The sequence below is a fragment of the Thermanaeromonas sp. DSM 22490 genome (assembly GCF_056378755.1).
Map to the genome: position 1 here is coordinate 137,691 of NZ_JBJHHE010000005.1, position 26,548 is coordinate 164,238.

Genomic DNA, 26,548 nt, shown 5'->3' on the forward strand with positions numbered 1-26,548 from the left:
CAGATAATAAGGAGACCAAGAAGTGAGTATTGCCGCGCGCAAAGTGAAAAGAACAAAATTATATGAACAAATAGTACAGAGCATTAAAGAACAAATATTATCCGGCCAATTACAGCCGGGGGAGAGAATACCACCTGAGCGGGAGCTGGCAAGGCTTTTTGGAGTTAGCCGTTTGGCAGTTCGAGAAGCGTTGAGCGCTCTAGTGGCCATCGGGCTAATTGAAGTAAAACATGGTGTGGGCTGTTTTGTAAAAAAACTGCAGGCAAATCCTGGGCTCACAAACGGCCGTATAACCCCGGAAGAGAAAGACGTGGCCATGGACTTGCTCATTTTTCGCCGGGGTTTTGAACCTGAGGCCGCGCGACTGGTGGCATTGAATGCAACTCAGACAGAACTGGAACACCTCTGTCGCCTTAACGAGGCCGTGCGCGATAATATATTGGCCGGAGGAACTGCTGAAAAGGAAGATTTTTACTTTCATATGGGAATTATTCGAGCCACCCATAGTCCTATTTTCACTCAAGTAGCCAATGCTATCGAACATTACTGGGCAGAATGCTTTAAACTCTGTAAAAAACACACGTTGGGGGTTCCCAGCAGGTTACCCGTAATGTTGGAAGAACATGAGATTATTTTACGTTACCTTCTCCACAGGAATGGGAATGGGGCCTATAAGGCTATGAAACTGCATATTGAGAATGCTATCCGCAAACTGGACACCTGAGGTGAGAGAGCCTTGGACGGGCGGAAGGCAAAGTACTATTTGAAGGACATTAAAACCGTGAATCCCAGGATGCAAGAGATAAAACTTTTAATACAGCGAATTGCCAAATCAGAGGCCAGCGTACTTATCATAGGTGAAAGCGGCGTAGGAAAAGAATTAATTGCTTCTGCCATACACAACGAAAGCTGCAGAAGGGGAGAGTTTGTGGCTGTCAATTGTGCTGCCGTTCCTGACAGCTTATGGGAAAGTGAATTTTTGGGGTATGAACCAGGGGCTTTTACTGGGGCCTCCAGGAATGGCAAGGCAGGAATCATAGAAAGGGCTCATGGGGGCACTTTGTTTTTGGATGAAGTGGCAGAAATACCCTTTCACCTGCAGGCTAAACTGCTGAGAGTACTGCAAGAAAAAGAGGTTGTGCGCGTGGGAGGCAATGTGCGTCGGCCGGTGGACGTAAGGATCGTAGCTGCTACTAATAGGGACCTGGCCAAAATGGTAGAGGAGGGCACTTTTAGACGCGATCTTTATTATCGCCTGAACGTTATTCCCATTTGGGTACCGCCTTTAAAAGAGAGACCGGATGACATTTTATACCTGGCAGACTATTTTTTAAGGTTATATGAGCAAAAAGTGGACAAAAAATTCGTGGGATTAACTAACCGGCTTAAAGAGTTTTTCCTGCAGTATAGTTGGCCGGGAAATGTAAGGGAGCTCCAGAATTGCATAGAATACGCTGTTAATATTGAAGATCGCAGCCGTATAGATATAGAGAGCTTGCCCTACCATCTTAAAGCAGCAGCAGAAGCTTGGCAAAACAACAAGAAATCTCAAGGCAATAATTGTTATAACGACTGTGAAGAAAAGCTACAAATCCTAAAACTTCTTAATAAGCACGGCTGGACTGTGGAGGGAAAAAAGAAAGCCGCCCGAGAATTAGGGATAAGTCTAGCTACTTTTTACCGGCGTTTAAAGTGCTATAACATTTAAAAACCTTTGTGGGGGCCTTTTACCGTACAGCCAATTCTTGGAATTATAGCTTAGATAACATTTTCAACTATAAGGAGGAAGAGCGTATGCCCATCGGTCTAAGAATCTATGCCCAAATTAAGAGGCCGCCTCTCTCTCTGGCTGATGCTTTCTTGCCCTATGCTACTCCTAACATAGCAGACAATATGGGGAGAATGTTCTGTATGGATGCCGGGATAAAACCCGTGCGGGAAGATAGCAAGCTAGTAGGCATAGCGTTTACCGTGAAAACGAGACCGGGTGATAATTTGCTGGTACATAAGGCAATGGATATGGCTTTACCAGGAGATGTGATTGTAGTAGATGCTCAAGGTGATATGACCAATTCCATTTTAGGAGAAATTATGGTTCGTTACGCCATGAAGAAGGGTCTAAGGGGCTTTGTTGTAGATGGGGCTATACGAGATTGGGCGGGGATAAAGCAACTGGACTTGCCGGTATTTGCCAGAGGAGCTACACCTCGTGGCCCTTATAAAGATGGTCCGGGAGAAATAAATGTTCCTGTATCCTGCGGCGGGGTAGTAGTTTATCCTGGTGATATTATCGTGGCAGATGCAGACGGCGTGGTGGTAATACCGGCGCGGGATGCTGAAGAAGTCCTGCGCAAGACAAAGGAAATTGCTGAACGAGAGCAACTCATCTTAAAGCAAGTGGAAGAAGGGACCTGGGACAGGCGGTGGATAGATGAAACCTTGGAGAAAAAAGGGTGTGAAATAATTGAACAGATATGGAGCTGAAGACTTATTAAATTTTTGTACCAGCATATTCGTCAAATTGGGTGTGGAAGAAGAAAAGGCCCGCTTATTGTCAGATACCATGGTACAGGCCAATCTCCGGGGTGTAGACTCCCATGGCGTTACCCGGACGGGCATTTATGTAGAAAGAATCCGGCGGGGGTTGGTGGACCCTAAAGCAGAACCGGAAATAGTAAAAGAAAGCCCGGCGATGGCTTTGATTGACGCCAAGAGCGCTATCGGACAAGTGGTTTCCTATGAAGCCATGAAATTAGCTATCAAAAAAGCCCGCGAAGTTGGTACAGGCCTGGTGGGTGTGCGGGGCTCCAATCATTTTGGCGCGGCAGCTTACTATACCATGTGTGCCTTAAAAGAAGATATGATAGGCATAGCCATGTCCAACGCCCCTGCTACCATGGCTCCTTGGGGTGCCCGGTCACCCTATATGGGAACGAATCCCATTTCCGTTGCCGTACCTGCCAAAAACAGACTGCCCATTGTTTTCGACATGGCTACCAGCATTGTAGCTCGAGGTAAAATCATCCTGGCAGCTCAAAAAGGCGAAAGTATACCGGAAGGTTGGGCCATAGATACTGAAGGGCGTATCACTACCGATGCCCAAAAAGCCCTGGAAGGAGCAGTATTGCCCTTTGGAGGAGCCAAAGGATCGGCCATTGCTATTTTGATAGATGTTTTTTCCGGCATTCTGACCGGTGCGGCCTTCGGCCCCCATATAGGCGATTTATACCGTAATTTCCAGGACCGGCAAAACTTGGGCCATATTTTTGCTGCAATAGATCCCGGTTACTTTGGTGACGTGGAGAGTTTCAAGGAGCGGGTAGACCAGATGATTGATGAGGTTAAGAGCCTTCCGCCCGCCTATGGCGTAGAGGAGGTACTGTTGCCGGGAGAAATAGAGTTTAGGACGGAAGAAACAAGAAAGAAAGAAGGCATACCTCTGGAGCCTGAGGTGGAGGAGATGCTCCAGAGGTTAGGTAAGGAGTTCAATGTACCATGGATAAAGACTTTATAAGGGTTATCCTATTTTCTCCCTTTCAGGAAATCACAGGTTGTAAAAGCCTGGAACTTGCAACTCAAGAGCCTCTAACGGTGGAACAGGTTCTGGGACGGATTGTACAACAATTTCCGGCTCTAAAAAGATTTGTGCCCCAGGTTAAAGAAGAGGTTATATTTTGGGGTAACATCATACCTATCAAGGACGATACCATTTTAAAACCTAATGCTGAAGTGCGGCCCGGAGAGACTATATATCTTTATCCACCGTTAAGCGGCGGGTAGGCAAAAGTAGGCAAAATATATTTCAGGAGGTAAAAAAAGATGTACGGGTACCAAGGGAAAATTGGGGTTATTGACCTGACGTCGCGCAAGGTGGAAGAAAAAGAGCTTACGCCCAGCGAGGCCAGGAAGTTTATAGGTGGTAGTGGATTAGGAGCTTATTATTTGGCCTCCGGCAGTAAACAAGTAGGTTTAGATCCTTACAGTCCGGAAAACCCCCTCATCATTACCGTAGGTCCCTATACAGATACCTCCGTTCCCTGCAGCGGGAGACACGCAGTAGTGACCAGATCGCCTCTGACCGGTATATTTGCCGAGTCGGATATCGGCGGGTCCTGGGGTGTGGCCTTTAAGCGGACCGGATATGATGGCTTAATTATCAAAGGAGCGGCTGATTCGCCGGTATACATTTTGGTAGAAGAGGACGGTATTACTATCCATGATGCGGGCCAGTACTGGGGACAAGACACCTTCAGAACCTACGAGGAATTAAAGAAAGCCACAGGTGGAGAAGTAACCTGTATAGGCCCGGCTGGAGAAAAATTAGTGAGGTATGCTTCCATCATGAGCGACGGTAAGGATGCGCGGGCTGCGGGCCGCTGTGGCGTAGGTGCTGTTATGGGTTCTAAGAAGTTAAAGGCTATAGTGGCCAAGGGGAATAAGCGCACGGCTGTAGCCGACAGAGAAGCCCTGCTTCGTTGTGTCAAGTCCCTCATCCCCCAAATCCGCCAGGGAAATGCGGGAATGACGCGCTTTGGCACCTCGGGAGGAGTTATTACCCACGAAAGCTACGGCAACTTTCCCTTACAGAACTGGTTGTTGGGCAGATGGCCTGAAGGAGTGGAAAAAATATCGGGGCCCAGGATGGAACAAACAATTTTGGTGGGCAGGTACTACTGCAAGGGCTGTGTAATAGGGTGCGGAAGGAAGATCTCCATCAAAGAAGGGAAATATGCGGGAGTAGAAGGTGCAGGGCCGGAATATGAAACCCTGGGCTGCCTGGGTGGCATGTGCCTGATAGACGATCTCGAGGCTATAGCCTATGCCAACGAACTATGCAACAGGTATGGGATAGATACCATTTCTGCGGGAAATGCCATTGCTTTCGCCATGGAAGCTTTTGAAAAAGGTTTAATCAATGAGCGGGACACAGGTGGAATAAAGCTAAACTGGGGCAATGCCGAAGCCATGATCGAAATGGTGAGGCAGATAGGTGAAAGGGTAGGTCTAGGGAAACTTTTAGGTGAAGGAGTGAAGCGGGCAGCCGAAACCATAGGTGGGTTGGCTTGGGAATTTGCCCATCACGTTAAGGGGTTGGAATTTCCCGCCCATGATCCTCGCGCCTTTAACGGGGTAGCCCTGGCGTACGCCACTTCCAACAGGGGAGCCTGCCACCTCCAGGCCTTTACCCACCCCTTTGAGCGGGTGGTCAAGATTCCCGAATTAGGGTATGAAGAACCCCACAACCGCCTGGCTGTGGAGGGCAAGGGCGAATTTGTAGCCAAGTTGCAAAACTTGATGTCTATGGTTGATTCCCTTAAAATATGCAAGTTTGTTTTCAACGGTGGCATTCAGGTGAGTCACCTGACTTCCTGGTTAAACTCCATTACTGGCTGGGACATGAGCCCAGAAGAATTCATGAAAACAGGAGAACGCCTATTTACCCTCAAGAGAATGTTCAACGTGCGTTATTGTGGTATCAGCAGAAAAGATGATACTCTGCCCCCCCGTTCTCTAACTTACAAGCGGAGAGGCGAGGGTGTAACAGTCAACTTGCCCCCTCTGGGCCGCATGCTGAGCGACTATTATGAGTACCGGGGATGGGATGAGATGGGGTTACCTACCTGGGAAAAACTGGAGACACTGGGGATAGCCGATCTTTTTGAAGCTTAAATTAGTTAAATTAAGTTTAAATCAAAGCTGGAGGTTGTTAAGATGTTATATACCTATAAACTTCCGACGGAAATTATATTCGGTGTAGGAAGCTTAAAGGTTGTACCTGAAAAAGTGCGGGAACTGGGTAAAGAACATGTTTTTGTGGTTACTGATAAAGGAGTTAAGGCTGCGGGGGTTTTGGAGAAGGTACTAAAAGTCTTAGAGGAAGGGCAATTTAAGGTTTACGTTTACGATGCAATAGAAGGGGAACCTACTACCGATTTAGTGGAACAGGTAACGGAGGAAGTTAAGAAATCTGGTGCTCAAGTAGTACTGGGCGTCGGCGGAGGCAGTGCTCTGGATACAGCTAAAGCTGCCGCTGCCATGGTGACCAATGAGGGAAAGATATTCAATTATACCGGGATTGGCAAAATAAAGAATCGGCCCCTCCCCATCATTGCTGTGCCTACTACCGCCGGGACCGGCAGCGAGGCTACCATGTGGGCGGTAATAACCGATAAGGCGACAAAAATAAAGACCGGTATCGGAAGCTTCATGTTGATGCCCACCTATGCCATCCTTGACCCTGAGTTGACATTGACCATGCCGCCGCGGGTAACGGCTGCTTCAGGCATGGATGCCCTCACCCATGCGGTGGAATCCTACGTTTGTACAGCAACTCAGGCCATATCAGAAGCCTTAGCGCTCCAAGCCATTAAACTTATTGCCCGAAGCCTGCGCAAGGCTGTAGCCAACGGTCGTAACTTAAGAGCAAGGGAAGATATGCTTTACGCTAGTACCATTGCTGCTTTAGCCTTTAACGTAACCAGACTGGGTATAGCCCATGCCCTTGCTTCCCCTTTAGGGGCTCACTTTGGTGTACCCCACGGCATTGCTAATGCTATCCTTTTACCCCATGTTATGGAATACAACTTGATGGGAGCGCCGGAGAAGTTCGCTGAAATTGCTGTTATTTTTGGCGAAAATATCTCTCATCTGCCCTCCATGGAGGCGGCCCGGAAATCAGTGGAAGCAGTTAGTAAACTTCTGGAAGACATAGGTATCACAGATAAATTGAGCAGTTATGGAGCCACCGAAGAGAAGCTGCAGCCTGTAGTGGAAGAAGCCATAACCAGCGGGAATATCGCTGTTAACCCCCGCCAGCCCAGTAAAGGAGATCTGTTGGAAATATGCAAAAAGGTCCTCTAAGACGAACTAAGGTGTAAGCGAAAAGTCTATACTTTAAACCTGAAGGGGGTGAGAAGCACCAAGTGATATAAGGCTTGTTCCATTTTTAGGACATATATTGAAAAAAGGAGGTAAATTATGAGGACTCGGTTATTACGAAAAGCAGTTATAGGGCTGGGGATTTTGTTGCTTTTGGCACTGGCCGGTTGCGCTGGAAAAAAGGAAACACCCTCTCCTGCCGCCCCCAAGGGGACAGAGGGGCAGAAAAATTATAAAATAGTATTTGCTTTGCACAGCCAACCTAATACAACTGAACACGAGGCAGCCAAGAAATTCAAAGAAACGGTGGAAAGCAAAAGTGGCGGAAAAATTACTGTGGATATTTTCCCGGGGTCTACTTTGGGGGGAGAAAAGGATCAGTTAGAGCAAATTAAAGTTGGCGAAATCCAAATGAGCATATTCGGGGATCTCCTACCTTCGCAACTGGCCCCGGAGTATGCAGCTACTATTATTCCCTTTGTTTTCCCCAATATAGATTCGGTGTACACCTACTGGGATAGCTCCACAGGCAAGCAGATGAAAAAAGCCATCGAGGAAAAAGGTAATATATTGGTTGTAGGTTTGCAAAGAAGAGGGGCTCGCAATTTAACTGCCAATAAACCGGTCCGGACGCCAGAAGACTTACAAGGTTTGAAATTGCGCGTGCCTGAGATACCGAGCTGGGTAACAGTATGGAAGTCTATGGGGGCTTTACCTACTCCCATTGCTTATAACGAACTTTATAACGCCCTGCAAACTAAGGTAGTAGATGCGCAGGAGAACCCCTATGAGAACATATACAGTTCCAAACTATACGAAGTACAAAAGTACTTGATTAAGACCGAACACCTGTTTAATGTCTTCCATTGGGCTATGAGTAAAAAGTTTTACGATTCTCTGCCTTCCGACCTGCAAAAGCTTGTACTTGATGCAGCGAAAGAAGCCAGCGAATGGGGAGATAGGGAAGCCGCTAAGAAAGACTCGGAGATATTCAATAAGCTAAAGGAAAAGATGGAAGTAATTGAAGTTAATAAAGCAGATTTCCGCAAAAAAGCACTTCCTGGGATTAAAGAAGTAGCTAAGACCTGGGCACCAGGTGTATATGATGCGGTGAAACAGTATATCGAGTAAACGCTTTAAGGGCAGTAGGGTATTTTATATTCCCTACTGCCCTTAAATGGAGGTGGGAATAAGTGGGAGAACCCCAAAATTCCTGGGACTTATTACGAAAGGCCATTGAAGTTACAGTGGTTGTTTTATTTGCAGTTCTCATATTATGTGTGTTCTCGCAAGTAGTGTTCCGCTATTTACTTAAAATTTCAGTTCCTTGGACTGAAGAGATGGCAAGGATAATTAATATTTGGATGGTGTTTATAGGGTTAGCAGCTGTGGAAGCTTATCGTGAACAAATTAGAACAACGATTTTGCTGGAAAAACTTCCGACCAGAATACAGTTAATACTTGAAGGAATATTTGTTTTAGGTGCTTCTGGTTACCTAATTTCAGTTCTTATTGGCAGTTGGCAGATGGTTCAGCAAACCAGTAATTTGAGCCTCGGCTCCATACCTTGGATAACGTCAGCCATAATCTACTGGGCTAGTTTCCTGGGTATTCCTCTGTCCATATTGTTCATGGTCCGGAACTGGGTATTCGACTGGAAGGAGCGAGGAGGTACAAAGTAGTATGCAGCTAATTTTATTCTTAGGATTGCTCTTACTTTTCTTCATAGTCGGAGTGGGTGTTCCCTACGCCATTGGCCTTACGTCGTTAAGCGTACTTATAGCAGACCGCGGTATCTTTGACCTGCCGTATCAAATTATTTCCCAAAGGATGCATTATGGCATAAACAATTTTACCCTCCTTGCCATTCCCTTTTTTCTTTTAGCAGGCAACTTAATGAATACAGGTGGAATAACGAAGAAGGTTTTTAACTTTGCTAACGAGTTGGTGGGCTTTTTACCTGGAGGGCTAGGGCATGCCAACGTTGTTGCTAGTATGATTATTGCAGGGATGACCGGTTCCGCGGTGGCGGAAACTTCTGGGTTGGGTACCATAGGAGTAAGCGCTATGGTTCAAAGAGGTTTCGACAAACCTCGTTCGGCAGCCCTTATAGCTTCTGCTGCGACCATTGGTCCTATTATTCCTCCGAGTATACCGCTGGTAGTTTATGGTGTTTCGGGTGATGTCTCTATTGCGGCTCTCCTGGTAGGAGGTATCATTCCCGGTGTATTGATGGGATTATCGCTAATGATCATGTGGTTCTATTATGCTAAAAAGTATGATTATCCCCGTTCACATAAACCTACCCTTCGGGGTTTATGGCATGCCTTCTGCGAAGCTTTTTGGCCTCTTCTGACCCCAATCATTCTTATTGGGGGTATGCTGGGAGGTGTATTCACCCCTACTGAAGCTGCGGTTGTTGCAGTTGTGTACGCCTTTATACTTTCTGGAATTGTGTACCGGGAATTAAGCCTGAAAGATCTTTATCATGTCATGTTGGACACGGCTAAACAGACTGCTGTGATCATGATCATTGTAGGTGCTTCGGCAGTATATGGTTGGCTGGTAATGAAGGCTCGCATTCCTATCGTGTTTATGGAAAAAATTTTTGCGCTGACCAAGGAGCCGCTGGTAATACTTTTTATTATCAACGGTTTTCTCCTCATTGTAGGTTGTTTCATGGAAACGAACGCAGCTATTTTAATTCTTACTCCTATAATGTTGCCTTTGGCCAGCCAGGTTGGTATTAATCCTGTCCATCTCGGCCTGGTAATGGTCCTTAACCTGATGATAGGGCTACTTACACCGCCCATTGGTATGTGTTTGTACGTAATGAGTCGGGTTGCCAGAATTGAGCTGGGCGAACTCATTAAAAGGGTGGTACCGTTTTATATCCCACTTTTAATCGTATTGATACTTATTACCGTCTTTCCTCAATTGGTACTCTTTTTACCCAGACTACTTCTTAAGAGCTAGGGGTGATAAACTTGCGCCTGCCAGATTTACAAGGCAAAATTGCTTTAGTTACAGGGGGTTCCAGGGGTATAGGGCGGGAAATTTGTTTAACCCTGGCTGAACAAGGTGCCCTTATTGCGCTAAATTACCTGACTTCGTCTAAAGACGCGGAGGAAGTAAAGGCAGAGATAGAGGCCCAAGGGGTAAGTTGTTTGCTTTTGCCGGGCGATGTAAGTGTGGGGCCTGTAGTACAGGAAATGGTAGAAAAGGTAGTGGCCCAGTGGGGCGGCATCGATATTTTGGTAAACAACGCGGGTATTACGGGACCCAAATTTTTCACCGAAATCGACGAGGCAGAGTGGGACAGGATGATCGCTGTACATCTTAAAGGGACGTATAATTGCTGCCGCTATATAGTTCCTCTAATGTTGAAAAAAAGAAAAGGAAAAATAATTAATATGTCTTCTGTTGTAGGGAAAAGCGGCGGGCTGGGGGCAGGGGCCCATTACTGTGCGGCCAAAGCCGGGATAATAGGCTTTACCAAAGCTCTGGCTTATCAGCTGGGCCCCTATAATATCCAGGTTAACGCGGTAGCACCGGCCATGATAGATACAGAGATGATCAGGTGGCGAAGCAAAGAGTTGTTGGAGGAGCATCTCAAGCTTGTGCCGCTAAAGCGACTTGGCACCTGCCGGGAGGTGGCCAGCGTTGTGGCCTTTTTGGCTTCAGAAGAAAGCGATTATATAAATGGGGCTACCATAGACGTGAATGGCGGTATGTATATGGATTAGCCCGAGTATGGTAAATTTAACAAGTTATTTACCACCTATTTACCACCGGCCTGGCCATGGAATACATTGGCCGTGGCCTTATTTGCTTATTTTTAAAGGCTTCCAACCTCTAATACGCCCCGTTCCACGGCTATTTGAGAGGCGGGGAATATAGCCTTGGCTTCAGCCAGCAATTCTTCCGGCTTGTACCAGGAACGAAGATGGGTTAAAACCAATCTTTGGACACCTGCTGCCCGGGCTATCTCTGCGGCTTGCCCGGCAGACATATGACCTGTGGCCCCCGCTTCAATATCTGCCTTCAGATAGGTAGCCTCAGCTAGAAGCAGGTCAGCCCCGGTGGCAAAACCTACTAGGTCCTCGAAATACTCAGTATCACCCGTGTATACCAGAGTTTTCTGCCCATCGCTGATTCGCATAGCCAGGGAAGTTAGCGCGTGCCTTGTGGTAATAAAGCTAGCGGTGAACTCGCCAATGATTATGTCCTGTCCCGGTTCCAGGGCTTTGGCTTCCAGGGCTTCTTTATATGTAAGGTTATGGAACACATCGGCCGGCTGGGTAGGAGCCCAGATGGATACCGGTTTTTTGCGTTTTCCTTCCTGGATGGCCTGGTCTATCGCGTAGCGGTAAACCCAGAGGTCGCTCATGTGGTCCCCGTGCAGGTGGGAGAGAAAGACTGCTTCTACTTCCCAATAGGGGACATATTCTTGCAGGCGGGCCATAATACCGCTACCAAATTCCAGCATTACCCGCGTCTTATCACCCTCAAGAAGGTACCCTAAACAAGCTCCTCCAGGTGGAGGATAGGGCGTATAACAGCCGAGTACGGTCAATCGCATATACTTCTCTCCTTTCACCACCTGCGGCGCACTCGTTTTATACCTGGGATTACAGCTCTTGCGGTCGAAAAGTAGTGCCCCGAGCTATGGCAATAACCTTTTCTGTTTCGTCTGTGATGGTTACATCATAAATAGCGGTACGCCTAGTGATATGTTGTTCTCGGGCAGTAGCTATCAGTTTGCTACCCGGTTGAGCTGGAGAAATATAGTTAATAGTGACAGTTAAAGCCACTGCTTTTTTACCATGGGAATTACTGGCCAACCCCAAGGCAGTATCAGCGAGGGTGAAGATTGCGCCTCCATGGCCGATGCCATGGAAGTTTAGCATGGCATCAGTCAAAGTCATGGCAACTCTAGCGAAGCCCGGGGCCAGGTCTAACAATTCGACGCCTAGAGACCGGGGAAAGGTGTCAGATAGAAACTTTTCTCTAATGTTCTGTATAGGCTCCACCGGTTCCCCTCCCCACCTTTATGCAATTCAGGTGTTTATAATTATTCGCGTTTAGGTCTACTGGCAACTATATGATAGGTTTTGCCATCACTATCTCCCCTGCTCTGGTAGTCAAATCCTGAAAGGTCCAGGAGCTCTATTATGGAATCGATCTGGTGGGCATCGGCTGCTTCCAGAGAGATGGTTAGGTGTTCTCCTGCCTGGATCCGGGGTAAAGCATCACGGACATATTCGAGATCTTTAGATGTAATAACCGGTCCCAGCCATAAGGTTATATCGGGCGTAACAACTCCTCCCTTCCTTACTTCCTTTTTCATCTTTAGTTTAGCCCGGGAGGAGCTTTTATTATTTATTGCCAAGTCATTTCTGCAGGGCCATAAGTAAGCGTATCAGACGTTCAGCCGCGTCGGTCAAGAGATTAGCAGCGTTTTCTAGACAGAAGGACAGGGTTACCGGCCGGGGGACGATGCTCATGAAGCCTTTAATGCCGTGCTCAAAAACTGTGTTCGCACCCTCCCCGATAGATCCTACTAGGGCTACCACGGGAATACCGTATTTACTGGCGAGCCGGGCGACTCCTACCGGCACTTTGCCATGGGCGGTCTGGCTATTTATTTCACCTTCACCAGTAATAACTAGATCGGCTCCTTTGGCAAGGATGCCTTCGAGATTTACAGTTTCCATTACCAACTCGATACCGCGGCGTAGGACGGCTCCCAGGAAAGCCACCAGCCCTGCTCCCAGGCCTCCGGCGGCACCAGCGCCAGGAAGATCTCGCACTTGTTTACCCAGATCGCGGGCAATGATATCTGCTAAACGGGCTAGGGCAGCATCCAGGCGCGGTATCATTTCAGGCGTAGCGCCTTTCTGGGGGCCGTAAACAGCAGCGGCACCGCGCGGCCCGCATAAAGGGTTATCGACATCGCAGGCCACCATTATTTCTGCTTCTTTCACCCGGGGATCGAGATTTTGGATATCGATACGATCCAGCTGTTCTAGCCCCATGGCGCCGGGTGGAATATCCTGTCCATTAGTATCTAGTAGCCGGACGCCAAGGGCCTGGGCCATGCCCGCACCTCCGTCATTGGTAGCGCTACCTCCGATGCCGACTACTAAACGGCGGCAGCCCGCATCTAAAGCATGGCGGATGAGTTCACCGGTGCCGTAGGTAGTGGTGAATAGCGGGTTTCGCTTTTCGCGGGGTACCAGGGGCAGGCCGGAGGCCTGTGCCATTTCCACTACGGCTGTCTTGCCGTCGCCGAGAATGCCCCAGCGTGCAGTTACCGGTTCTCCCAGGGGACCGGTGACAGTGGCAGTCATTAATCTTCCGGCTGTGGCTGCCACCAGGGTGGAGGTTAGTCCTTCGCCACCGTCGGCCAGGGGTACCTCTATTGTTTCTGCTTCAGGTAGAGCCCTCTTGATACCGGCTGCTATGGCCGCTGCTACCTGGGGTGCGTCCAAGCTTTCCTTGAAGGAATCAGGGGCGATCACAATGCGTTTCATAATTCCCCTCCTATGGAAATTGACTTATGGATATACTAAATTTTAATTAAATAAATTTCGCTACCTTGGAATAAAAACCTTTTTTGTAGAGCATTTTATAGAGCAATAAACTAAACTTTATTTAATCGGCCTTCCCGGAGTTGGATTGTAATTTTACCTTGACTGGAGAATTTATCTTCACTATAATGGGAGCGACAAGACAAAAGAATAGCTGGCAGTCCTTCGTTAGGTGAGGCTACTGCATAGACAGACGCCACTGCCCGGAAACGTCGAAAGACGCCAATGGGTCAACAGGTATTACCGGCGTAAGGTTTTACCTAATGTGGCTGAGAGGAATTCTCTAGCTATGCATGTGCCAAAGCTCAACGAGTGGGGGACAGTACAAAGGTCTGTTGGAGATAAATTATAAGGTGTGCCTTGCTAAAGTCTCCCTGCTCGGGGAGGCTTTTTTTAATGCATTTTACAGGAGGTGAGAAGGTGGCACGGTTTACTAATTTAGCTATAACTGTGCTGGTAGGGGCTTTTCTGGCGGCCTTTGCGTATTTTGCTTACCAGGGCCACCGAGTAACAGAATTGGCCGGTCCAGCGGCTATTGTAACCGATATTAAAGCTTTGCCCTATTATGCTTTTCGTTCTTTTTTGCGCATGCTGGCCGCTTATATTCTTTCTTTAGTGTTTTCCCTTTTTTATGGGTATAAAGCGGGAACGGACCAGCGGGCCGAGAAAATCCTGCTACCGGTATTGGATGTTTTACAATCGGTTCCCATTTTAGGGTTTTTCCCCGCAGCTGTGTACTTTTTTATAAATCTATTCCAGGGGAATGTGGTGGGGATAGAGCTAGCGTCCATTTTTCTTATTTTCACCAGCCAAGCGTGGAATATAACCTTCGGGTTTTACGAGTCTTTAAAGACTATTCCCAAGCCCTTGGCCGAAGCCTGTACAGTTTATGGTCTGGATGGATATTTGCGTTTAAAACGGCTTTATCTCCCGGCTGGAATCCCCAAGCTGGTTTATAATAGCATTCTCTCCTGGGCGGGCGGCTGGTATTTCCTGATCGCAGCCGAAATTATAGCCTTGGGTCCTATAGAGTATTCCCTGCCTGGCCTGGGCAGCTATTTAATTCGTACAGTGGAAAAAGGTGAACTAGGGCTGACTTTAGCAGGATTAGTAACTTTAATCCTTATCATAAGCTTGATGAATATTTTTGTCTGGCGACCACTTACTTTCTGGAGTGAAAAATTTAAATACGAATTTGACGGCGGCGGAGGACAGCGGCTGCAAAGGGGTCTGGGCTATCGACTTTGGTGGCAGGCGCCCGTGTTTAGCTGGCTAAGGACAAAAGCTGTTGTTGGACTGGGAGCTTTAATCCTGGCTATAGAAACTCACGGAGTGAAATTTTACGGGCTAATAAAGACTGCCAAAATGTTGGGCCGAGTTTTTTCCTGGGGGGCAGGGCTGCTTCTGCTTTATGCCCTGGTTCGCGGTTTTTGGGCTTTAGTTATGCTTTTATCTTCTCCCTGGCAGCCGGAAGTTTTGGCTATTCCCAAGGCTATGTTTTATTCTTTCCTGCGCCTGGCAGTAGCGTATTTATTGTCTCTGGCTTGGACCTTACCGGTAGGTATATGGCTGGGCCACAATGAAAGAGCATATGAGATTTTAACACCCGTATTTGAAGTCCTGGCCTCAGTTCCGGCCACGGCTTTGTTCCCCATCATTATTTTTGCTGTTATCCAGTTGACTGGCGGAATGGATGTGGCGGCTATTCTGTTACTTTTAACCGGTATGCAATGGTATCTTCTTTTTAATTTAATGGCGAGTGTCAAGAACATTCCCGGGGATATAAAACAGGCAGCAGCGGCCTTTGGTGTTAGAGGAGTTCTCTACTTGCGGCGGGTTGTGCTTCCAGCCATGATTCCTTCTTTAATTACAGGGAGCATTACTGCCTGGGGTGGTGGCTGGAACGCCCTTATTGTAGCGGAATACATTGTTTATGCTGGACAAACCTTTGCTGTCTTTGGTATCGGTTCTCTTTTGGACCAGGCTACCTATGGGACAGGTAACTTCCAGGTTATCTGGAGCAGCCTGATCGCTATGATGGTAACTATTATTTTGATGAACCGTTTTGTATGGCGTCCCCTTTTTGCTTGGGCAGCATCCCGGTATAAGATTGAGGGTTAGGGGGTGTAGGTCATGGCTTTATTGGAAGTAAGGAATGTATATAAAACCTACACTGACAGCAGTCGGTCTCTTACTGTTCTTAAGGACGTCTCTTTTCAAGTGGGTGAAGGCCAGTTTATTTGCTTGATCGGGCCTTCCGGCTCCGGCAAGAGCACCTTATTACGGATGATTGTGGGTCTGGACCGGCCTTCTCAGGGAGAGATCCTTTATCGAGGTCAGCCCGCCTTTAAGGCCAGGGATAAAATGGCCCTTATTTTTCAATCTTTTGCTTTGCTTCCCTGGTTGACGGTGATGGATAATATGGCTTTGGGATTAGAAGCAAGGGGTATACCGCGGCAGGAGAGGATACGTCGAGCCAGCAAATATATTGATAAAGTGGGTTTGGACGGTTTTGAGGAAGCTTATCCTAGAGAGTTATCCGGGGGGATGAAGCAGAGGGTAGGTATTGCCAGGGCTTTAACCATGGAACCGGAACTTTTATGTATGGATGAACCCTTTTCAGCCTTGGATGCTTTTACGGCCCAGAACTTACGTGAAGAGGTACTTGACCTATGGCTGGATCCCAGCGTGCCGGTAACATCTATTCTTATGGTTACTCACGGTGTAGAAGAAGCAGTATTTATGGCTGACAGGATCATTGTGCTTTCCAAAAGACCGGCCAAAGTTTTAGCAGAAGTGGAGGTGGATTTACCACGGCCCCGCAATATGAGGGATCAAGCCTTTATACAATTGACGGATAAAATTTACTCGCTTCTTTTCTAAAAGGCTGGTATAATTATTTTAAAAAAGAAAAACACAGAGGGGACAGAAAAAAGGGAGGTCAAAGCAACCGTGGACGTTGCGCCTCTACCCCCCGTGGGTATAGGGATGGTTTTAGGTCTTTTAGAAATGTTGGAGGACGCTAAAGGAAGGGAGGATATTTTCAAGCTAGCCAGTAGCCTTTCCCTGGAACTGGATGATATCGGTCCAGTTATCGAAGCAGCCACTCTATTGGGTTTTATTGAAACTAGTAATGGCGATATCAGCTTGACGGAGCTAGGAAAACGCCTGCTCGCAGCAGACATTAACGGCCGCAAAGCTATTCTGGCCCAACAGCTCAAAACCTTGGATGTCTTTCAAAAGGTCTTGCAGTTGCTGAATTCGACACGCAAGCGCAGTATTCGAAGGGAGAAAGTGGTAGACCTATTCGAACAAAGCATGTCGGATGAAGATGCGGAGCAGCTTTTTAAAACCATTGTAGACTGGGGAAGGTTTGCGGAGGTTATTGCTTACGATCCACAGGGCGAACGGCTTTATTTAGAATAATTTCCAGGCCTTATGAAAAGGTTTAAGGTCTGGTTTTTTGTTTGGCTTATACTTTCTGACAAAAACCTTGCGCAGATCTCATGGCACTTTAGCCAGAATCTTGCATCCAGTAGACAGGAAGAGGTTAGCGTAGATATCCCCGGGTAAGATTTCACCGTGAGTGAGCCAGTACCTCTTCGGTAATATTCTAACTGAGTGATTGCGAAATCTTGACAAACAGGAGAGGGAGTCGGTATAATTAATTCTGCACGTGGGGCTATAGCTCAGTTGGGAGAGCGCTTGAATGGCATTCAAGAGGTCAGGGGTTCGAATCCCCTTAGCTCCACCAGCAGAATCAAGGCCTCCCGGGTTCCGGGGGCCTTAAAATTTTCCCCATTTGACCCCTATTTGACCCCTACACGGAAGGCACTAAACTACGACAAGAGCGCACAATGGCAGTCAACCGGAGGGAGTTCCCGCTCCCCTACGGCCGCTCGGGACCCTCTCCGTTCTGGATCCTGCCTAAAGTCACCTCTTCCACTTTTGCGGACACCTTCTTCTTCAGCCTCTCCGTCACCTTGGCGTAGAGGTGTCATTTAGCACAATAAATTAACCGTCATTTTTCAGGATAAAGTAACCCAGCCAGCTAGCGCAACTTGCAAGATTAGCAAATTAGGATTTCCCAGCTTTGCGGGTTTTGCAGATTAGCACATTAAACCCCCAAAAGAAGAAAGCCGCTAACGCGGCCTGAAATAGAGGACCCGACGGCGTCCTGACAGGTTTTTAGCATGGGCATGCAGGCTCTTTCCTCGGAAATTAAACTCAGCCTGCTCTCCGGTTTGGCCCGGGCATTTACGCTAAACTCCACCGGTTTAGCCACGCCACCTCTTTACCAGCTACAAAGATTAAGACCTTATCCAGTTTATCCGGGTCAAAACACACTTCCAGCCTCGGCTGGAAGCAGGTGAGGCGGTTGCTTCACTGGGAGAGGCGGCACGTTGACGGCAAACTGTACCGATTCGACAACGCCCCTCACCACTCGGAGGTCAGGACATTCCCCCACCACTTTCACAACGGGAGCGAAGGAGAAGTCGCCGATTCTTGGATAAGCCCGCATCCGGAGCGGGCGGTGTTTCAGGTTATGGACTTTGTGAGGAGCAAGCTGGGCAGGCTGGCCGAAGACGCCGCCAGGGAGCCCTCAGGAGACAGAAAGTGAGGCCGTAGGAACCGCTTTGCACGAAGTTCGCAGCGCGTACCCTGTCGGTGACCGCTACCTGATACTGGAGTTCGAGACCAGGGAGTACCGGCTGATCGATATGCGTCCCTTCCTGGAGGGGCCGGTGTTTGAGCCGCTGAAGGATCCCGCCTTCTTCCGCCTGGTACGGGTGGACCCCGACGCTGGCACCGTGGTCTAGCCCAATGGGACGGATATATGCCCCGACGTGCTGTACGCCAAGAGCGTCCCGCTCAGACTCCCAGAAGAAAGCGGCACACAAACGGATAGATGAACCATCAGGTTTTTAGGAGCAGCGACTGGGCAGAGACACCAGGCCCTTCTGTCTCGACGGCCGTACCGCGGAAATACGGGTAGCCGCCCGCAGGGGTTTGGTCGAGCTATACTTCCCTTATCGCCCCGCTCGGGCACGTATCGATGGCTTCTCTGGCGCACTCCTCCAGGTCCTCGGGCACCTCGTCCACGGTCACACGAGAAGAACCCTCATCGTCCCAGTCAAAAACTCCGGGACATAGATCTATGCAGGGCCAGCAACCTGTACAGAGGTCCTGGTCAATGTAGACTCGCACTTTATGATCCCTCCCTCTAAAGAGAATTTCCGGCCAAACCGCCAAGGACACAGGATGCTTTACGGCTTGCACACCTTGCACGGCCTGTACCTCGCGCTTAGGGCTTCTTCCCTGCTCCCGAATCCCACCCGGTTGTGCGGCGCTATCTTCTGCGCCCACTCGCACGCGGGCAGGTGGAAGACCTTCGACCAGGCGTTGCCTATGTAATCGACCGACGCGGGCCCGCCTGCGGAGGAGGGTGCCACCGCAATTCCCAAGAGCGAAGACTCCTCCGGTGGCCGTGCCTTCGGTGGCACATTTGCCTAGCCTTATTCAGAAGATGGAAAAGGTGCGAATCCTTTTCGGTAGAGGTCACTCAACAACAACAGTGAAGGTGGGCTGTGGGGTTTCTCCTAACAGTAGCTTTTCTACCATCTCTTGCTCCTCATCCTGGGTCAACAGCTTGAAATGGACAACTCCAGACTGTTCGAAGGTATAGAATGTTTCCTTCAGGTGGTTCGCTTCGCAGACGGTTAATGGAGGGCCGTTCCAGGCATCGGTGTAAATCTTAAGACCATGTTGAGTAAGCTCGGCTTCCGCTTCAACGTCCGAAGGAATGAAGACCACAGTCTGCCCTACCTTCGCTCTCAGGACCGCACGCTGAGCAGGAACTACTCTTCTAATTCCTCTATCATTTATGACTGTAAACCTCGCCTCAACAGCAGAAGCAATGCCTTCCGGCCGATATTCCATAAGCGATACCCGTTGTACGGAGCACCTGCCATGTTGCAGGGCAAATCGGTACACCTGGTAGCCTTTGGGATGTTCCTCCCAACTTACCTCGATAACACCGGCCCTTTGCTTAAATAGGGTGACATAGCCAAAGCGCATAAACTCAAGCATCGCTTCTCCGCTTCTGTTAACGGTGAAGGCAACGATATGCGACTCTGGGTGGTTGCCCAAGTTTCCCAGCTTGGCGACCACCAGTGCGGTTTTTTCTTCTTTGGTGCTCAGGATTTCGAGCAACTCCTGCGGCCGCGCGCTTAACACCTGAGTTTCAAGGGGTGTCAGTCGCCAGAGGGTAACCCACCTGTTCCCGTTCCAACCAACTACTATTAGGTGGAGGTTTCCGTATACAACCTCACCCTGATATGACTTTGTTGGTTCGAGGCCGACAGTGACAACTAGGGATCCTTCGAAAAGGGGCACCGACTGGCAGTATCTCAGGTCTGGGTAAAGCTCGCTCAATGCGACTTTATCAAAATTTGGTGCCGGAAGGTGGGAGTAGGCTTCTCCTAGGGTAACTGTGTTCGCAAAGTACTGCTCCGCCGTACTTGTGGAGGTGGTGGTCTGTTTGCCGTCTTTCTCGGTAAGGTATTTCGTTGTGAACTGCGAACACACAGGCCCTACTTTCCGGGCGTAACATACCATGCTGCATTCTTCGAAGATATTGTAAGATCCACCTGGTTGCTTGGATCGGGAGCGGATCTTCTTTTCCACTACAAGGCAGTCTTCAAATTCTTTCCCGCTTACTATTACCTTTGCAAAGCCGACAGCTTTCGTTGTGGTCGTCTCAGAAAGAACGTCCTCGACCTCCACCGCTCGCAAGACGTACTCCCGGGCGATTTCCATTCTTCCAGGAAGAATCAGTCTGGTTTGACGCTCCCATTTAACCTTGTTGGCCCTTGCTTGCCCTACCCAATAAATATCCTGGTTTTCGTTCATTGAGTATAGGGTGTACTCGAAATCGCCAATCTTGTCATTGGAGACATAAGCCTCCGCGACAACGTAAACCTCCCTGCCTTCTAGAACCTGCTTTCCCAAGTAGTGCTGCAAGCGGGTCGCCTGAAGGGAACCCAAACGGGTCGTGGTTACGGTTAAGCTATGCATCGTATCCAAGGGGAAATATTCAAGCGTATTCACCGCCTTAACCGGCGAGGCAACGGGCTCGATCGTTGCCACTTTCGGCGCGTTACTTTCCCCTGGGATTGTCCGCACGGGCTCTAGCTCTCGAGGTTTTCCGCTTTTCAGGCACGACGCGAATGCAAAAGCGACAACGGAAACAATAACCGCGACCATGATGGTACCGAACCTTCGCCTGCCGGTAGCCCCCGTCCTGGTGTTATGGCTACCAGCACTAGCTTTGTATTGAGCATCTTCCTTTGAAGGAGGTTTGGCGGAATCCCCTCCGCGGTCGTTTTGATGGTTTGATGTCTGAGAGGTCCTAGAGGCATCATACTGCTTCCTCAACAGAGGGTCCTTTAGTACCCTATATGCCTCGTTTAACATCTTCATCATTTCCTCGTCACCACCCGCGTCAGGGTGGTATATCTTCGCCAGGCGCCTGTAGGCGGCATCTATTACTTCCCTGCTCGCATTAGGACTAACTTGAAGAATTTCGTAATAATCGATTTTCCTCATCGTGTTCCCTCGCTTTAGCCCTCCCTTTTTACTGAGGAAAATCTTAGGGCACAACCTGGTGCCAACCCCAAGCGTCCTTAACCGTAATTTTGCTCTCGCTCACCTGGTAGTCGATTTCAAAAAACTGGCGGCAGTAGGTAGCCGGATCACCGTGGGGAGCAAATACCTTCTGTATCGCCCACCTTTTTTCTAGGGCGAGTAGAAGTCGGGCGTTGAACACCTTCGCCCGGACTGCTTCTTTGAAAGCAGAGAAGGGCGGCTCCAGCCACACGTAGGCCAGCATGCGGCCGTAGTTGTCCCTCTCCTGGACGTCGAACTCCAGCCAGACCTTTTTCCCTGAGAGCTGCTTTTCGGTGTACACCTTCGCTTCTCGGCCGTAGGGCTCCTCCTTTATGCCCAGGTCGTGGTGGCTCAGCTCCGGGCAGTTGACGCCGATCATCCGCACCCGCTCGTCGCGGCCGTTCAACTTCACGTGCACGGTGTCGTCGTCGGAGAAGGAGGTGACGGTGGCTTGGATTGTGGGTATACCGCCCTGGATCTGTGCCCCAGGGGCTGGCGTAGCCGATGGCGACACCTGAGTTATGGTGGAAAGCTACCAAGTCTAAGATTACTAGGTCAGCCTGCGACCCTTGGAACCTATGCACGGTAGATGCACGGCAACGACTTAATGGTGAGTCTCCTTCCCTAGGGAAAAGATCACTGATCAGTGCTCGGAGTAGACGTGCCTGTGCAACGTAGGGGGTTATAATGGCGATACTAGTCTTGGCTGGAGCACCTGAGGCTAGGGTTACACAGGCCAGAGCGGAAATAAGGCTAAATCGCGAATTATCCGGCTGGATCACGCTACTGATGGCGAGTTGGGATAAGTCAAGCAATATAAGTGGTTCTTTCGGAAAAGGATCACTATCAACTATGTAAGCCACGTTTTCCGCCATACCAGGAGCATCTCTTAATTGACCGCCATAAAAACGTACGCTGGCAAAGCCCGCTATACGCGGATGCATACGATGCTGCACATCCAGCATAGTCATACAAGGATGAGGTTCACGTTGTTCAACGGCACCAACTATTCCGGCTTCGTCAAAAACATCGCGCCGCAACCACCGGTCTACTGGAGCGCCCGGTACCAGGGCTATGGGAGCCAGCTGGCGAAAATCGCCTACTACCACAATACGGTTGGCCGCTAGGCTCGCCGCGTGAGCCACGTGAGGTATGTACGCCATACTCGCTTCATCCAAAATCCCCGTGTCCCACCGGTGTAAGAACACCGCTTCGTCTACCACTGCTTTGGACAATGTAGTACCCACCACTTCCGCCTCTTCGATAACATGAGATTCAGCCGCACGAATTTCCCGGCGATAATTGCTCAACTCCTTTTCCAACTTCGCCAGCAGGTCATTACGCCCGCTTTGCCGGAGCGCTTCTCGCTCGGCAAGCAGCTGCTCGTATCGTCTCTTAAGTTCGGGGTGCCTCTTGGCCGCAAGGTAAAATGAGGTGAGATGTCGGTGTTTTTGCATAAACTGCGGTTGCGCAAATCCATAACGTACTAGCTTGCCCTCTTTGGTTCGCCTTTCCTTTCTTGCCGAATCACGTAGTCGATACCCTGGTCATCCACGAGCGTCTGGTAGACGTCGAAGCCCCGGCGGAGCAGTTCAGCTATAACAACGTACTCATGCCGCTTGCCGAAAGAAGCGGTGCTGCGAAAAGAGCAGCTGCTCTGCACGGTCTCCCTCCTTATTAACGACACAATCATCACATCGTTACTAATGAGCTGAGGATCCTGCGCTATTTAGCTCCCTTGTTGGTCGTAGGGACGGCGATGTTAACTACAACGGCCTCTTGTATCGTTCGGGCAGGGCTTTATGTACAAGAATCGCTATAACCCCTCCCGCTAGGGCCGTAAGCAATTGAGGGACCTGGAAAGCCTGCGCCAGTTTGGGAGGCAAAACCAAAATAAACTTCAGGACCAATACGAAAACTCCGTACTTGCACAAAGCCGCAACAAGGACGGCAAGCCAGGGGCTAAGCCTTGCCAGCAGGCCGAAGACTATTACTAATGTGGCGTTGGCTATCATTATAAACGGCGTCATGGATTGGGCGAGCGGGGGCAGGATGCCCCTTATGAGGGCGACCCATGGTGTCAATGCACCTATGAAAACTCCGCCGGCGATGCCTACGGTTAAAGTGGCCAGGACCAGCATCGCATTTACCAGCGGACCTGTCACCGGCTGCGGTAGTCCGACCACCTGGACCGCCACGGTCAAAGCCAAAAGCAGGGCGGTCGTCGTCAGAAACCTGATATTTCGCCACATGCTTTACCTCGCCTCCTCAGGTTTTCTCCGGCAGCCTCCCCTTTCCCACTGAAGCCTGCAGCAACGCCTCCACATCCTCTCTTCTGTACCGTTTCTGCCCCGTGGGCAGGCGAACGGGGATCAAGACGCCTTTATGTTCCCAGTTCCACAGGGTGCGCTTGGTGACCCGAAAGATAGCGGTCACCTCGCGGGGGAGCAGGAGTTCGTTGCGGCCTGCGGACATAATTCGCCCCTTTTGAAACTATGTTTATTCTACAAGTTTCTACCATCTTCCTGCCTGTGGCGGGCAGATTCTGGGCACTAGAACCGAAAGGCACTTCTACACGGCGATTTTCCAAACTGCTTAGGGGGCTAAAGATCTATCGTCAACTGCCAGTATTAGCCGGGCTGAGGAGAATGCAAAAAATGCCACGATAACCTGGCGTTAGTTTTCGGTCGGAGGTGTCTACTCTGTCCGCCAGCAAGACCGTGGTTTGGCACCTGGGGGGTGAGCTTTGGGCGCTCTATACCGGCAACCCGGCGGTAGCTGAGGCCGCGGAGAGAAGCGGCCTCAGCACGATGGCGGAGTACTATAATATAACCTCCGGGAAGAGGGCAAGCCGGTCACTTGGCAGTTCGTGGGGCCGAAGGAGTAGGTCCTGGCCGTGGTGGGAGGTGCTGCTCCCTCTGCTACCGAAGGAGGGGGAGAGGGAGGCGAGGGGTCGTCCGTCCCTGAAGGGGCCTGGATCCGGACTCCCAAGCGACGGAGGGGACAGGGGAAAGGCGCCGGTGCGCCGCAGCAGCTTCGTCTCTTCTGAACAAGCAGGGCCTGCGCCATTCGGTCCGGGACTATCGGCACGACCATACCTTGAAATTACCGCGTTTTACGTTAGCGGACGTCAGCGCAAGAACGCTTCCCCCAAATGGCATGTTTAAGAAGTCAGCAATTCGACTTCTTTTAGCTCTACCAATCGAGTTAAAGCTTCCGGATTTTAGCGGGACCTTTTTGTTTTTTCGTAGACATTTAGCGATGAGCTGATAATATGTAATTCACGTTTACGCCATGGAAACGTAGTTCTTAAAGAATATCGCGGAGTACTGGAAAAGTTAGGGAAACCATAATTATTGATAAGATTAAGGAATACCTCAGTAATTGTTAGAATTCTAAGGCCATGAAAAATTCAGTGAGAAATGATTAAGAAATGGCGAGAATGAATAATGCTGGATTAACGCAAGCAATAAACAACTATAATAACATGAAGCAATGGCACAGGACTTGCTAAGGAAAACATAATGGCAAAAACGATTGCGAACAGGGAAGCACCCATTATTATGCCTTTGGCGGTAGGTATGGCTGCCTCCAAAGATGGTTTGGGGTAAGGGGTCTCCTCCAACGCTGAGGCGAAGTGGATGCATTCATGTTAGACCTATACGGCTTAAAGCGGACATTTTTTGAGAATCCTTCTGGGAAAGGGGTGAGAAAAAGGTAATTAGTTTCCGCTAAAACTATTGGGAGTTGAACTGGAAAAATGAATTTGCAAAAGGGGAGATGGGAAATGAACAAAAGATTAATTTACCTGGGCGTAATAATAGCTTTACTAGTAGCTACTTTGCTAACAGGGTGCTCAAAATCTACACCTGAATCTGGGTCTGCAGACAAGAAAGAATCGAAGAAGATCGATTATCCCAATCGTAACATAACCCTTATGATCGCCTATGCTGCAGGTGGTGGAACTGATGTAGGTGCACGAATTTTGATGCCTTATGTTGAAAAAATTTTAGGTAAACCTATCGTGATAGTTAACAAACCTGGCGGGGGCGGCTGGGTTTGCTGGAGCGAGCTGGCCTCGGCTAAACCGGATGGGTACACTATTGGTTACATCAATACGCCCAATTTTATGACGGGATACCTGGATCCCAGCTTGAAGAATCCACATAAGTTGCAGGATTTTGTGCCCATAGCTAACCATGTACTGGACCCGGGGGCAATTGCCGTTCGTAAGGACAGTCCCTACAAAGATGTTAAGGATATCATTGAGGCCGCCAGGAAGAATCCAGGAAAAATAACCGTAACTTCCACTGGTGTAGGTAGCGATGATCATCTGGCTGCCATCCAGATTGAAAGGGTTACAGGCGCAAAATTCAATGTGATTCATAGCAAGGGCTTCGCCGACAACCTCACGGCCGTCATGGGTGGGCATGTAGATGTTTTATTCGGTAATCTTGGTGAGGTTCTTGGACCGTCAAAGGCTGGAGATATTAGGGTCTTGGCCCTGATGGATAATGAGCGGGCTAAAGATTTGCCCGACGTTCCTACACTTAAAGAACTGGGTATAAACGTTGCTTCTTACTCTGCCAGGGGTATTGCCGCTCCCAAAGGAACGCCTAAAGAGATTATTGATATTCTGGCCAAAGCGTTTAAAGAGGGAATTGAAAATCCGGAACATATAAAGAAAATGGCCGAAGTAGGTTTACCGGTTAAATACATGGGACCGGAAGAATATCAGAAGTTTCTGGAAGAAGATGAGAAAAAGGTTAAGCAAATTATGGGCTGGTAGAGGTAGATATTTTAACGGGGGGCAGGGTGCCCCCCACCCTCTTACAACACGTGGATGGAGGGGAGAAATTGTTAAAGATAAGGTATAATGACAAATATTTTCTTGCTATCGTATGCTTTATTATTGCCGCTATTACCCTTTGGGATTCTACAAATTTTAAAGGCTACGGCGAGTCGGCACAAGATATTATAGGTCCAAATGTATTTCCCAATATTCTGGCTGTTGGTTTGATCCTTTGCGGACTTATCCTCATCTATAAAGGCTTTCGTAATTCTGACAAACTAGAAGCTACCTTGGAGTTCAAAAGCGAGTTTTTTATTTTTCTGGTAGCGATGTTTATTTATTATCTATCCCTGAGTTTCCTTGGCTATATCATTGCCAGCCTGACCTTTATGGGATTTATGGTATGGTTGTTGGGAGTGAAAAACTTCAGGATAATTATTCCGGTTAGCGCAGTGGCAGTAGGCATTATTTATATTATTTTCCAGATATTGCTGAAGGTGCAATTACCAGGAGGGATACTGTTATAATGTTTGATCTAAAAGTGATGTGATAAACCCCTTAAATCAAGGCTAATTGCAGTCGAAAACACGAGATAAATAATAGGTGATGTTTAAAC

Annotated in this window: 29 protein-coding genes, 1 tRNA gene, 1 pseudogene and 1 riboswitch; of the genes and pseudogenes, 19 read left to right on the forward strand and 12 right to left on the reverse strand. The window is 48.9% G+C overall.

From position 1 onward, the window contains the following. Nucleotides 1-22: 22 nt before the first annotated feature. The 11 genes from AC1BI1_RS05550 to AC1BI1_RS05600 all read left to right on the forward strand — a co-directional run bounded on the left by AC1BI1_RS05550 (nt 23) and on the right by AC1BI1_RS05600 (nt 10,625). The gene (locus AC1BI1_RS05550; protein WP_476716287.1) at nt 23-724 is read left to right on the forward strand and encodes a FadR/GntR family transcriptional regulator; all 702 of its coding nucleotides are present in this window, start codon (nt 23-25) and stop codon (nt 722-724) included. A gap of 12 nt (nt 725-736) precedes the next feature. Further along, nucleotides 737-1,708, forward strand: a complete 972-nt coding sequence (locus tag AC1BI1_RS05555; RefSeq protein ID WP_476716288.1) for a sigma-54 interaction domain-containing protein — start codon at nt 737-739, stop codon at nt 1,706-1,708. Nucleotides 1,709-1,794: 86 nt separating this feature from the next. Continuing rightward, nucleotides 1,795-2,484, forward strand: coding sequence for an RraA family protein (locus AC1BI1_RS05560; RefSeq protein ID WP_476716289.1), 690 nt, complete (start codon nt 1,795-1,797; stop codon nt 2,482-2,484). Then, nucleotides 2,465-3,514 carry an Ldh family oxidoreductase gene (locus AC1BI1_RS05565; protein ID WP_476716290.1) on the forward strand — a complete coding sequence of 350 codons (1,050 nt, stop codon included), beginning with the start codon at nt 2,465-2,467 and terminating at the stop codon, nt 3,512-3,514. The genes AC1BI1_RS05560 and AC1BI1_RS05565 overlap by 20 nt, the downstream gene beginning before the upstream one ends. Next, the gene (locus AC1BI1_RS05570) at nt 3,496-3,780 is read left to right on the forward strand and encodes a MoaD/ThiS family protein (protein ID WP_476716291.1); all 285 of its coding nucleotides are present in this window, start codon (nt 3,496-3,498) and stop codon (nt 3,778-3,780) included. The genes AC1BI1_RS05565 and AC1BI1_RS05570 overlap by 19 nt, the downstream gene beginning before the upstream one ends. A gap of 39 nt (nt 3,781-3,819) precedes the next feature. Continuing rightward, on the forward strand, nt 3,820-5,670 hold the full coding sequence (locus AC1BI1_RS05575) for an aldehyde ferredoxin oxidoreductase family protein (RefSeq protein ID WP_476716292.1): 1,851 nt from the start codon (nt 3,820-3,822) through the stop codon (nt 5,668-5,670). 42 nt (nt 5,671-5,712) lie between these two features. Then, nucleotides 5,713-6,861 carry an iron-containing alcohol dehydrogenase gene (locus AC1BI1_RS05580; protein ID WP_476716293.1) on the forward strand — a complete coding sequence of 383 codons (1,149 nt, stop codon included), beginning with the start codon at nt 5,713-5,715 and terminating at the stop codon, nt 6,859-6,861. Between the two features lie 117 nt (nt 6,862-6,978). Further along, a complete protein-coding gene (locus AC1BI1_RS05585) occupies nt 6,979-8,010 on the forward strand; it encodes a TRAP transporter substrate-binding protein (RefSeq protein WP_476716294.1) in 1,032 nt (343 codons plus the stop codon). 62 nt (nt 8,011-8,072) lie between these two features. Next, a complete protein-coding gene (locus AC1BI1_RS05590) occupies nt 8,073-8,561 on the forward strand; it encodes a TRAP transporter small permease (protein WP_476716295.1) in 489 nt (162 codons plus the stop codon). 1 nt (nt 8,562) lies between these two features. Beyond that, the gene (locus AC1BI1_RS05595; protein WP_476716296.1) at nt 8,563-9,855 is read left to right on the forward strand and encodes a TRAP transporter large permease; all 1,293 of its coding nucleotides are present in this window, start codon (nt 8,563-8,565) and stop codon (nt 9,853-9,855) included. A gap of 11 nt (nt 9,856-9,866) precedes the next feature. Further along, nucleotides 9,867-10,625 carry a 3-oxoacyl-ACP reductase family protein gene (locus tag AC1BI1_RS05600; RefSeq protein WP_476716297.1) on the forward strand — a complete coding sequence of 253 codons (759 nt, stop codon included), beginning with the start codon at nt 9,867-9,869 and terminating at the stop codon, nt 10,623-10,625. Nucleotides 10,626-10,717: 92 nt separating this feature from the next. Here AC1BI1_RS05600 and AC1BI1_RS05605 read toward each other — a convergent pair whose 3' ends face one another. From AC1BI1_RS05605 to AC1BI1_RS05620, 4 genes are read right to left on the reverse strand one after another with little or no spacing between them, the layout of a single operon-like run. After that, on the reverse strand, nt 10,718-11,461 hold the full coding sequence (locus AC1BI1_RS05605; RefSeq protein WP_476716298.1) for an MBL fold metallo-hydrolase: 744 nt from the start codon (nt 11,459-11,461) through the stop codon (nt 10,718-10,720). 49 nt (nt 11,462-11,510) lie between these two features. Further along, nucleotides 11,511-11,912 carry a hydroxyphenylacetyl-CoA thioesterase PaaI gene (gene paaI, locus AC1BI1_RS05610; protein ID WP_476716299.1) on the reverse strand — a complete coding sequence of 134 codons (402 nt, stop codon included), beginning with the start codon at nt 11,910-11,912 and terminating at the stop codon, nt 11,511-11,513. A gap of 41 nt (nt 11,913-11,953) precedes the next feature. Beyond that, entirely contained in the window at nt 11,954-12,229 is a 276-nt protein-coding gene (locus AC1BI1_RS05615) for a hypothetical protein (protein WP_476716300.1), read from the reverse strand. A 43-nt stretch (nt 12,230-12,272) separates the two neighbouring features. Further along, nucleotides 12,273-13,415 (reverse strand): glycerate kinase, encoded by a 1,143-nt coding sequence (locus AC1BI1_RS05620; RefSeq protein ID WP_476716301.1) that lies wholly within the window; start codon nt 13,413-13,415, stop codon nt 12,273-12,275. Nucleotides 13,416-13,629: 214 nt separating this feature from the next. After that, a riboswitch (M-box (ykoK) riboswitch) is annotated at nt 13,630-13,796 on the forward strand. Between the two features lie 72 nt (nt 13,797-13,868). Between AC1BI1_RS05620 and AC1BI1_RS05625 the strand changes: the two genes are divergently transcribed. The 6 genes from AC1BI1_RS05625 (at nt 13,869) to AC1BI1_RS05650 (ending at nt 18,292) form a co-directional block, all read left to right on the forward strand. Then, complete coding sequence (locus AC1BI1_RS05625; protein ID WP_476716302.1) at nt 13,869-15,593, forward strand: ABC transporter permease; 1,725 nt, start codon at nt 13,869-13,871, stop codon at nt 15,591-15,593. Between the two features lie 12 nt (nt 15,594-15,605). Next, entirely contained in the window at nt 15,606-16,355 is a 750-nt protein-coding gene (locus tag AC1BI1_RS05630) for an ABC transporter ATP-binding protein (protein ID WP_476716303.1), read from the forward strand. Nucleotides 16,356-16,424: 69 nt separating this feature from the next. Next, the gene (locus AC1BI1_RS05635; RefSeq protein ID WP_476716304.1) at nt 16,425-16,898 is read left to right on the forward strand and encodes an AAA-associated domain-containing protein; all 474 of its coding nucleotides are present in this window, start codon (nt 16,425-16,427) and stop codon (nt 16,896-16,898) included. A gap of 252 nt (nt 16,899-17,150) precedes the next feature. Beyond that, nucleotides 17,151-17,226: transfer RNA gene (locus tag AC1BI1_RS05640), tRNA-Ala, on the forward strand. Between the two features lie 624 nt (nt 17,227-17,850). Then, nucleotides 17,851-18,093 carry a toxin-antitoxin system TumE family protein gene (locus AC1BI1_RS05645; RefSeq protein ID WP_476716305.1) on the forward strand — a complete coding sequence of 81 codons (243 nt, stop codon included), beginning with the start codon at nt 17,851-17,853 and terminating at the stop codon, nt 18,091-18,093. 16 nt (nt 18,094-18,109) lie between these two features. Beyond that, nucleotides 18,110-18,292, forward strand: coding sequence for a DUF2442 domain-containing protein (locus AC1BI1_RS05650; protein WP_476716306.1), 183 nt, complete (start codon nt 18,110-18,112; stop codon nt 18,290-18,292). A gap of 199 nt (nt 18,293-18,491) precedes the next feature. Here AC1BI1_RS05650 and AC1BI1_RS05655 read toward each other — a convergent pair whose 3' ends face one another. From AC1BI1_RS05655 to AC1BI1_RS05690, 8 genes and pseudogenes are all read right to left on the reverse strand, one after another. Further along, on the reverse strand, nt 18,492-18,680 hold the full coding sequence (locus tag AC1BI1_RS05655; RefSeq protein WP_476716307.1) for a ferredoxin: 189 nt from the start codon (nt 18,678-18,680) through the stop codon (nt 18,492-18,494). A 59-nt stretch (nt 18,681-18,739) separates the two neighbouring features. Beyond that, complete coding sequence (locus AC1BI1_RS05660; protein WP_476716308.1) at nt 18,740-18,976, reverse strand: Ada metal-binding domain-containing protein; 237 nt, start codon at nt 18,974-18,976, stop codon at nt 18,740-18,742. Between the two features lie 55 nt (nt 18,977-19,031). Further along, nucleotides 19,032-21,080, reverse strand: coding sequence for a J domain-containing protein (locus tag AC1BI1_RS05665; protein WP_476716309.1), 2,049 nt, complete (start codon nt 21,078-21,080; stop codon nt 19,032-19,034). 43 nt (nt 21,081-21,123) lie between these two features. After that, nucleotides 21,124-21,519 (reverse strand): thermonuclease family protein, encoded by a 396-nt coding sequence (locus tag AC1BI1_RS05670; protein ID WP_476716310.1) that lies wholly within the window; start codon nt 21,517-21,519, stop codon nt 21,124-21,126. Between the two features lie 142 nt (nt 21,520-21,661). After that, a pseudogene (locus AC1BI1_RS05675) lies at nt 21,662-22,597 on the reverse strand (DEAD/DEAH box helicase); the annotation flags it as partial. A gap of 29 nt (nt 22,598-22,626) precedes the next feature. Beyond that, the gene (locus tag AC1BI1_RS05680; RefSeq protein WP_476716311.1) at nt 22,627-22,803 is read right to left on the reverse strand and encodes a hypothetical protein; all 177 of its coding nucleotides are present in this window, start codon (nt 22,801-22,803) and stop codon (nt 22,627-22,629) included. Between the two features lie 103 nt (nt 22,804-22,906). Continuing rightward, entirely contained in the window at nt 22,907-23,392 is a 486-nt protein-coding gene (locus AC1BI1_RS05685; RefSeq protein WP_476716312.1) for an ECF transporter S component, read from the reverse strand. 16 nt (nt 23,393-23,408) lie between these two features. After that, entirely contained in the window at nt 23,409-23,615 is a 207-nt protein-coding gene (locus tag AC1BI1_RS05690; RefSeq protein ID WP_476716313.1) for a MerR family transcriptional regulator, read from the reverse strand. A 1,312-nt stretch (nt 23,616-24,927) separates the two neighbouring features. Here AC1BI1_RS05690 and AC1BI1_RS05695 point away from each other — a divergent pair. After that, a complete protein-coding gene (locus AC1BI1_RS05695; protein WP_476716314.1) occupies nt 24,928-25,929 on the forward strand; it encodes a tripartite tricarboxylate transporter substrate binding protein in 1,002 nt (333 codons plus the stop codon). A 68-nt stretch (nt 25,930-25,997) separates the two neighbouring features. Continuing rightward, nucleotides 25,998-26,459: a tripartite tricarboxylate transporter TctB family protein gene (locus AC1BI1_RS05700; RefSeq protein ID WP_476716315.1), complete on the forward strand. Its 462-nt coding sequence runs from the start codon at nt 25,998-26,000 to the stop codon at nt 26,457-26,459. Nucleotides 26,460-26,548 lie beyond the last annotated feature (89 nt).

Bases quoted from the DNA above. Each gene is read 5' to 3' on its own strand.
- AC1BI1_RS05560 (WP_476716289.1), top strand. From the start codon at position 1,795: ATGCCCATCGGTCTAAGAATCTATGCCCAAATTAAGAGGCCGCCTCTC.
- AC1BI1_RS05570 (WP_476716291.1), top strand. From the start codon at position 3,496: ATGGATAAAGACTTTATAAGGGTTATCCTATTTTCTCCCTTTCAGGAA.
- AC1BI1_RS05575 (WP_476716292.1), top strand. From the start codon at position 3,820: ATGTACGGGTACCAAGGGAAAATTGGGGTTATTGACCTGACGTCGCGC.
- AC1BI1_RS05580 (WP_476716293.1), top strand. From the start codon at position 5,713: ATGTTATATACCTATAAACTTCCGACGGAAATTATATTCGGTGTAGGA.
- AC1BI1_RS05585 (WP_476716294.1), top strand. From the start codon at position 6,979: ATGAGGACTCGGTTATTACGAAAAGCAGTTATAGGGCTGGGGATTTTG.
- AC1BI1_RS05595 (WP_476716296.1), top strand. From the start codon at position 8,563: ATGCAGCTAATTTTATTCTTAGGATTGCTCTTACTTTTCTTCATAGTC.
- AC1BI1_RS05605 (WP_476716298.1), bottom strand. From the start codon at position 11,461: ATGCGATTGACCGTACTCGGCTGTTATACGCCCTATCCTCCACCTGGA.
- AC1BI1_RS05615 (WP_476716300.1), bottom strand. From the start codon at position 12,229: ATGAAAAAGGAAGTAAGGAAGGGAGGAGTTGTTACGCCCGATATAACC.
- AC1BI1_RS05620 (WP_476716301.1), bottom strand. From the start codon at position 13,415: ATGAAACGCATTGTGATCGCCCCTGATTCCTTCAAGGAAAGCTTGGAC.
- AC1BI1_RS05625 (WP_476716302.1), top strand. From the start codon at position 13,869: ATGCATTTTACAGGAGGTGAGAAGGTGGCACGGTTTACTAATTTAGCT.
- AC1BI1_RS05630 (WP_476716303.1), top strand. From the start codon at position 15,606: ATGGCTTTATTGGAAGTAAGGAATGTATATAAAACCTACACTGACAGC.
- AC1BI1_RS05665 (WP_476716309.1), bottom strand. From the start codon at position 21,080: ATGAGGAAAATCGATTATTACGAAATTCTTCAAGTTAGTCCTAATGCG.
- AC1BI1_RS05670 (WP_476716310.1), bottom strand. From the start codon at position 21,519: ATGATCGGCGTCAACTGCCCGGAGCTGAGCCACCACGACCTGGGCATA.
- AC1BI1_RS05685 (WP_476716312.1), bottom strand. From the start codon at position 23,392: ATGTGGCGAAATATCAGGTTTCTGACGACGACCGCCCTGCTTTTGGCT.
- AC1BI1_RS05690 (WP_476716313.1), bottom strand. From the start codon at position 23,615: ATGTCCGCAGGCCGCAACGAACTCCTGCTCCCCCGCGAGGTGACCGCT.
- AC1BI1_RS05695 (WP_476716314.1), top strand. From the start codon at position 24,928: ATGAACAAAAGATTAATTTACCTGGGCGTAATAATAGCTTTACTAGTA.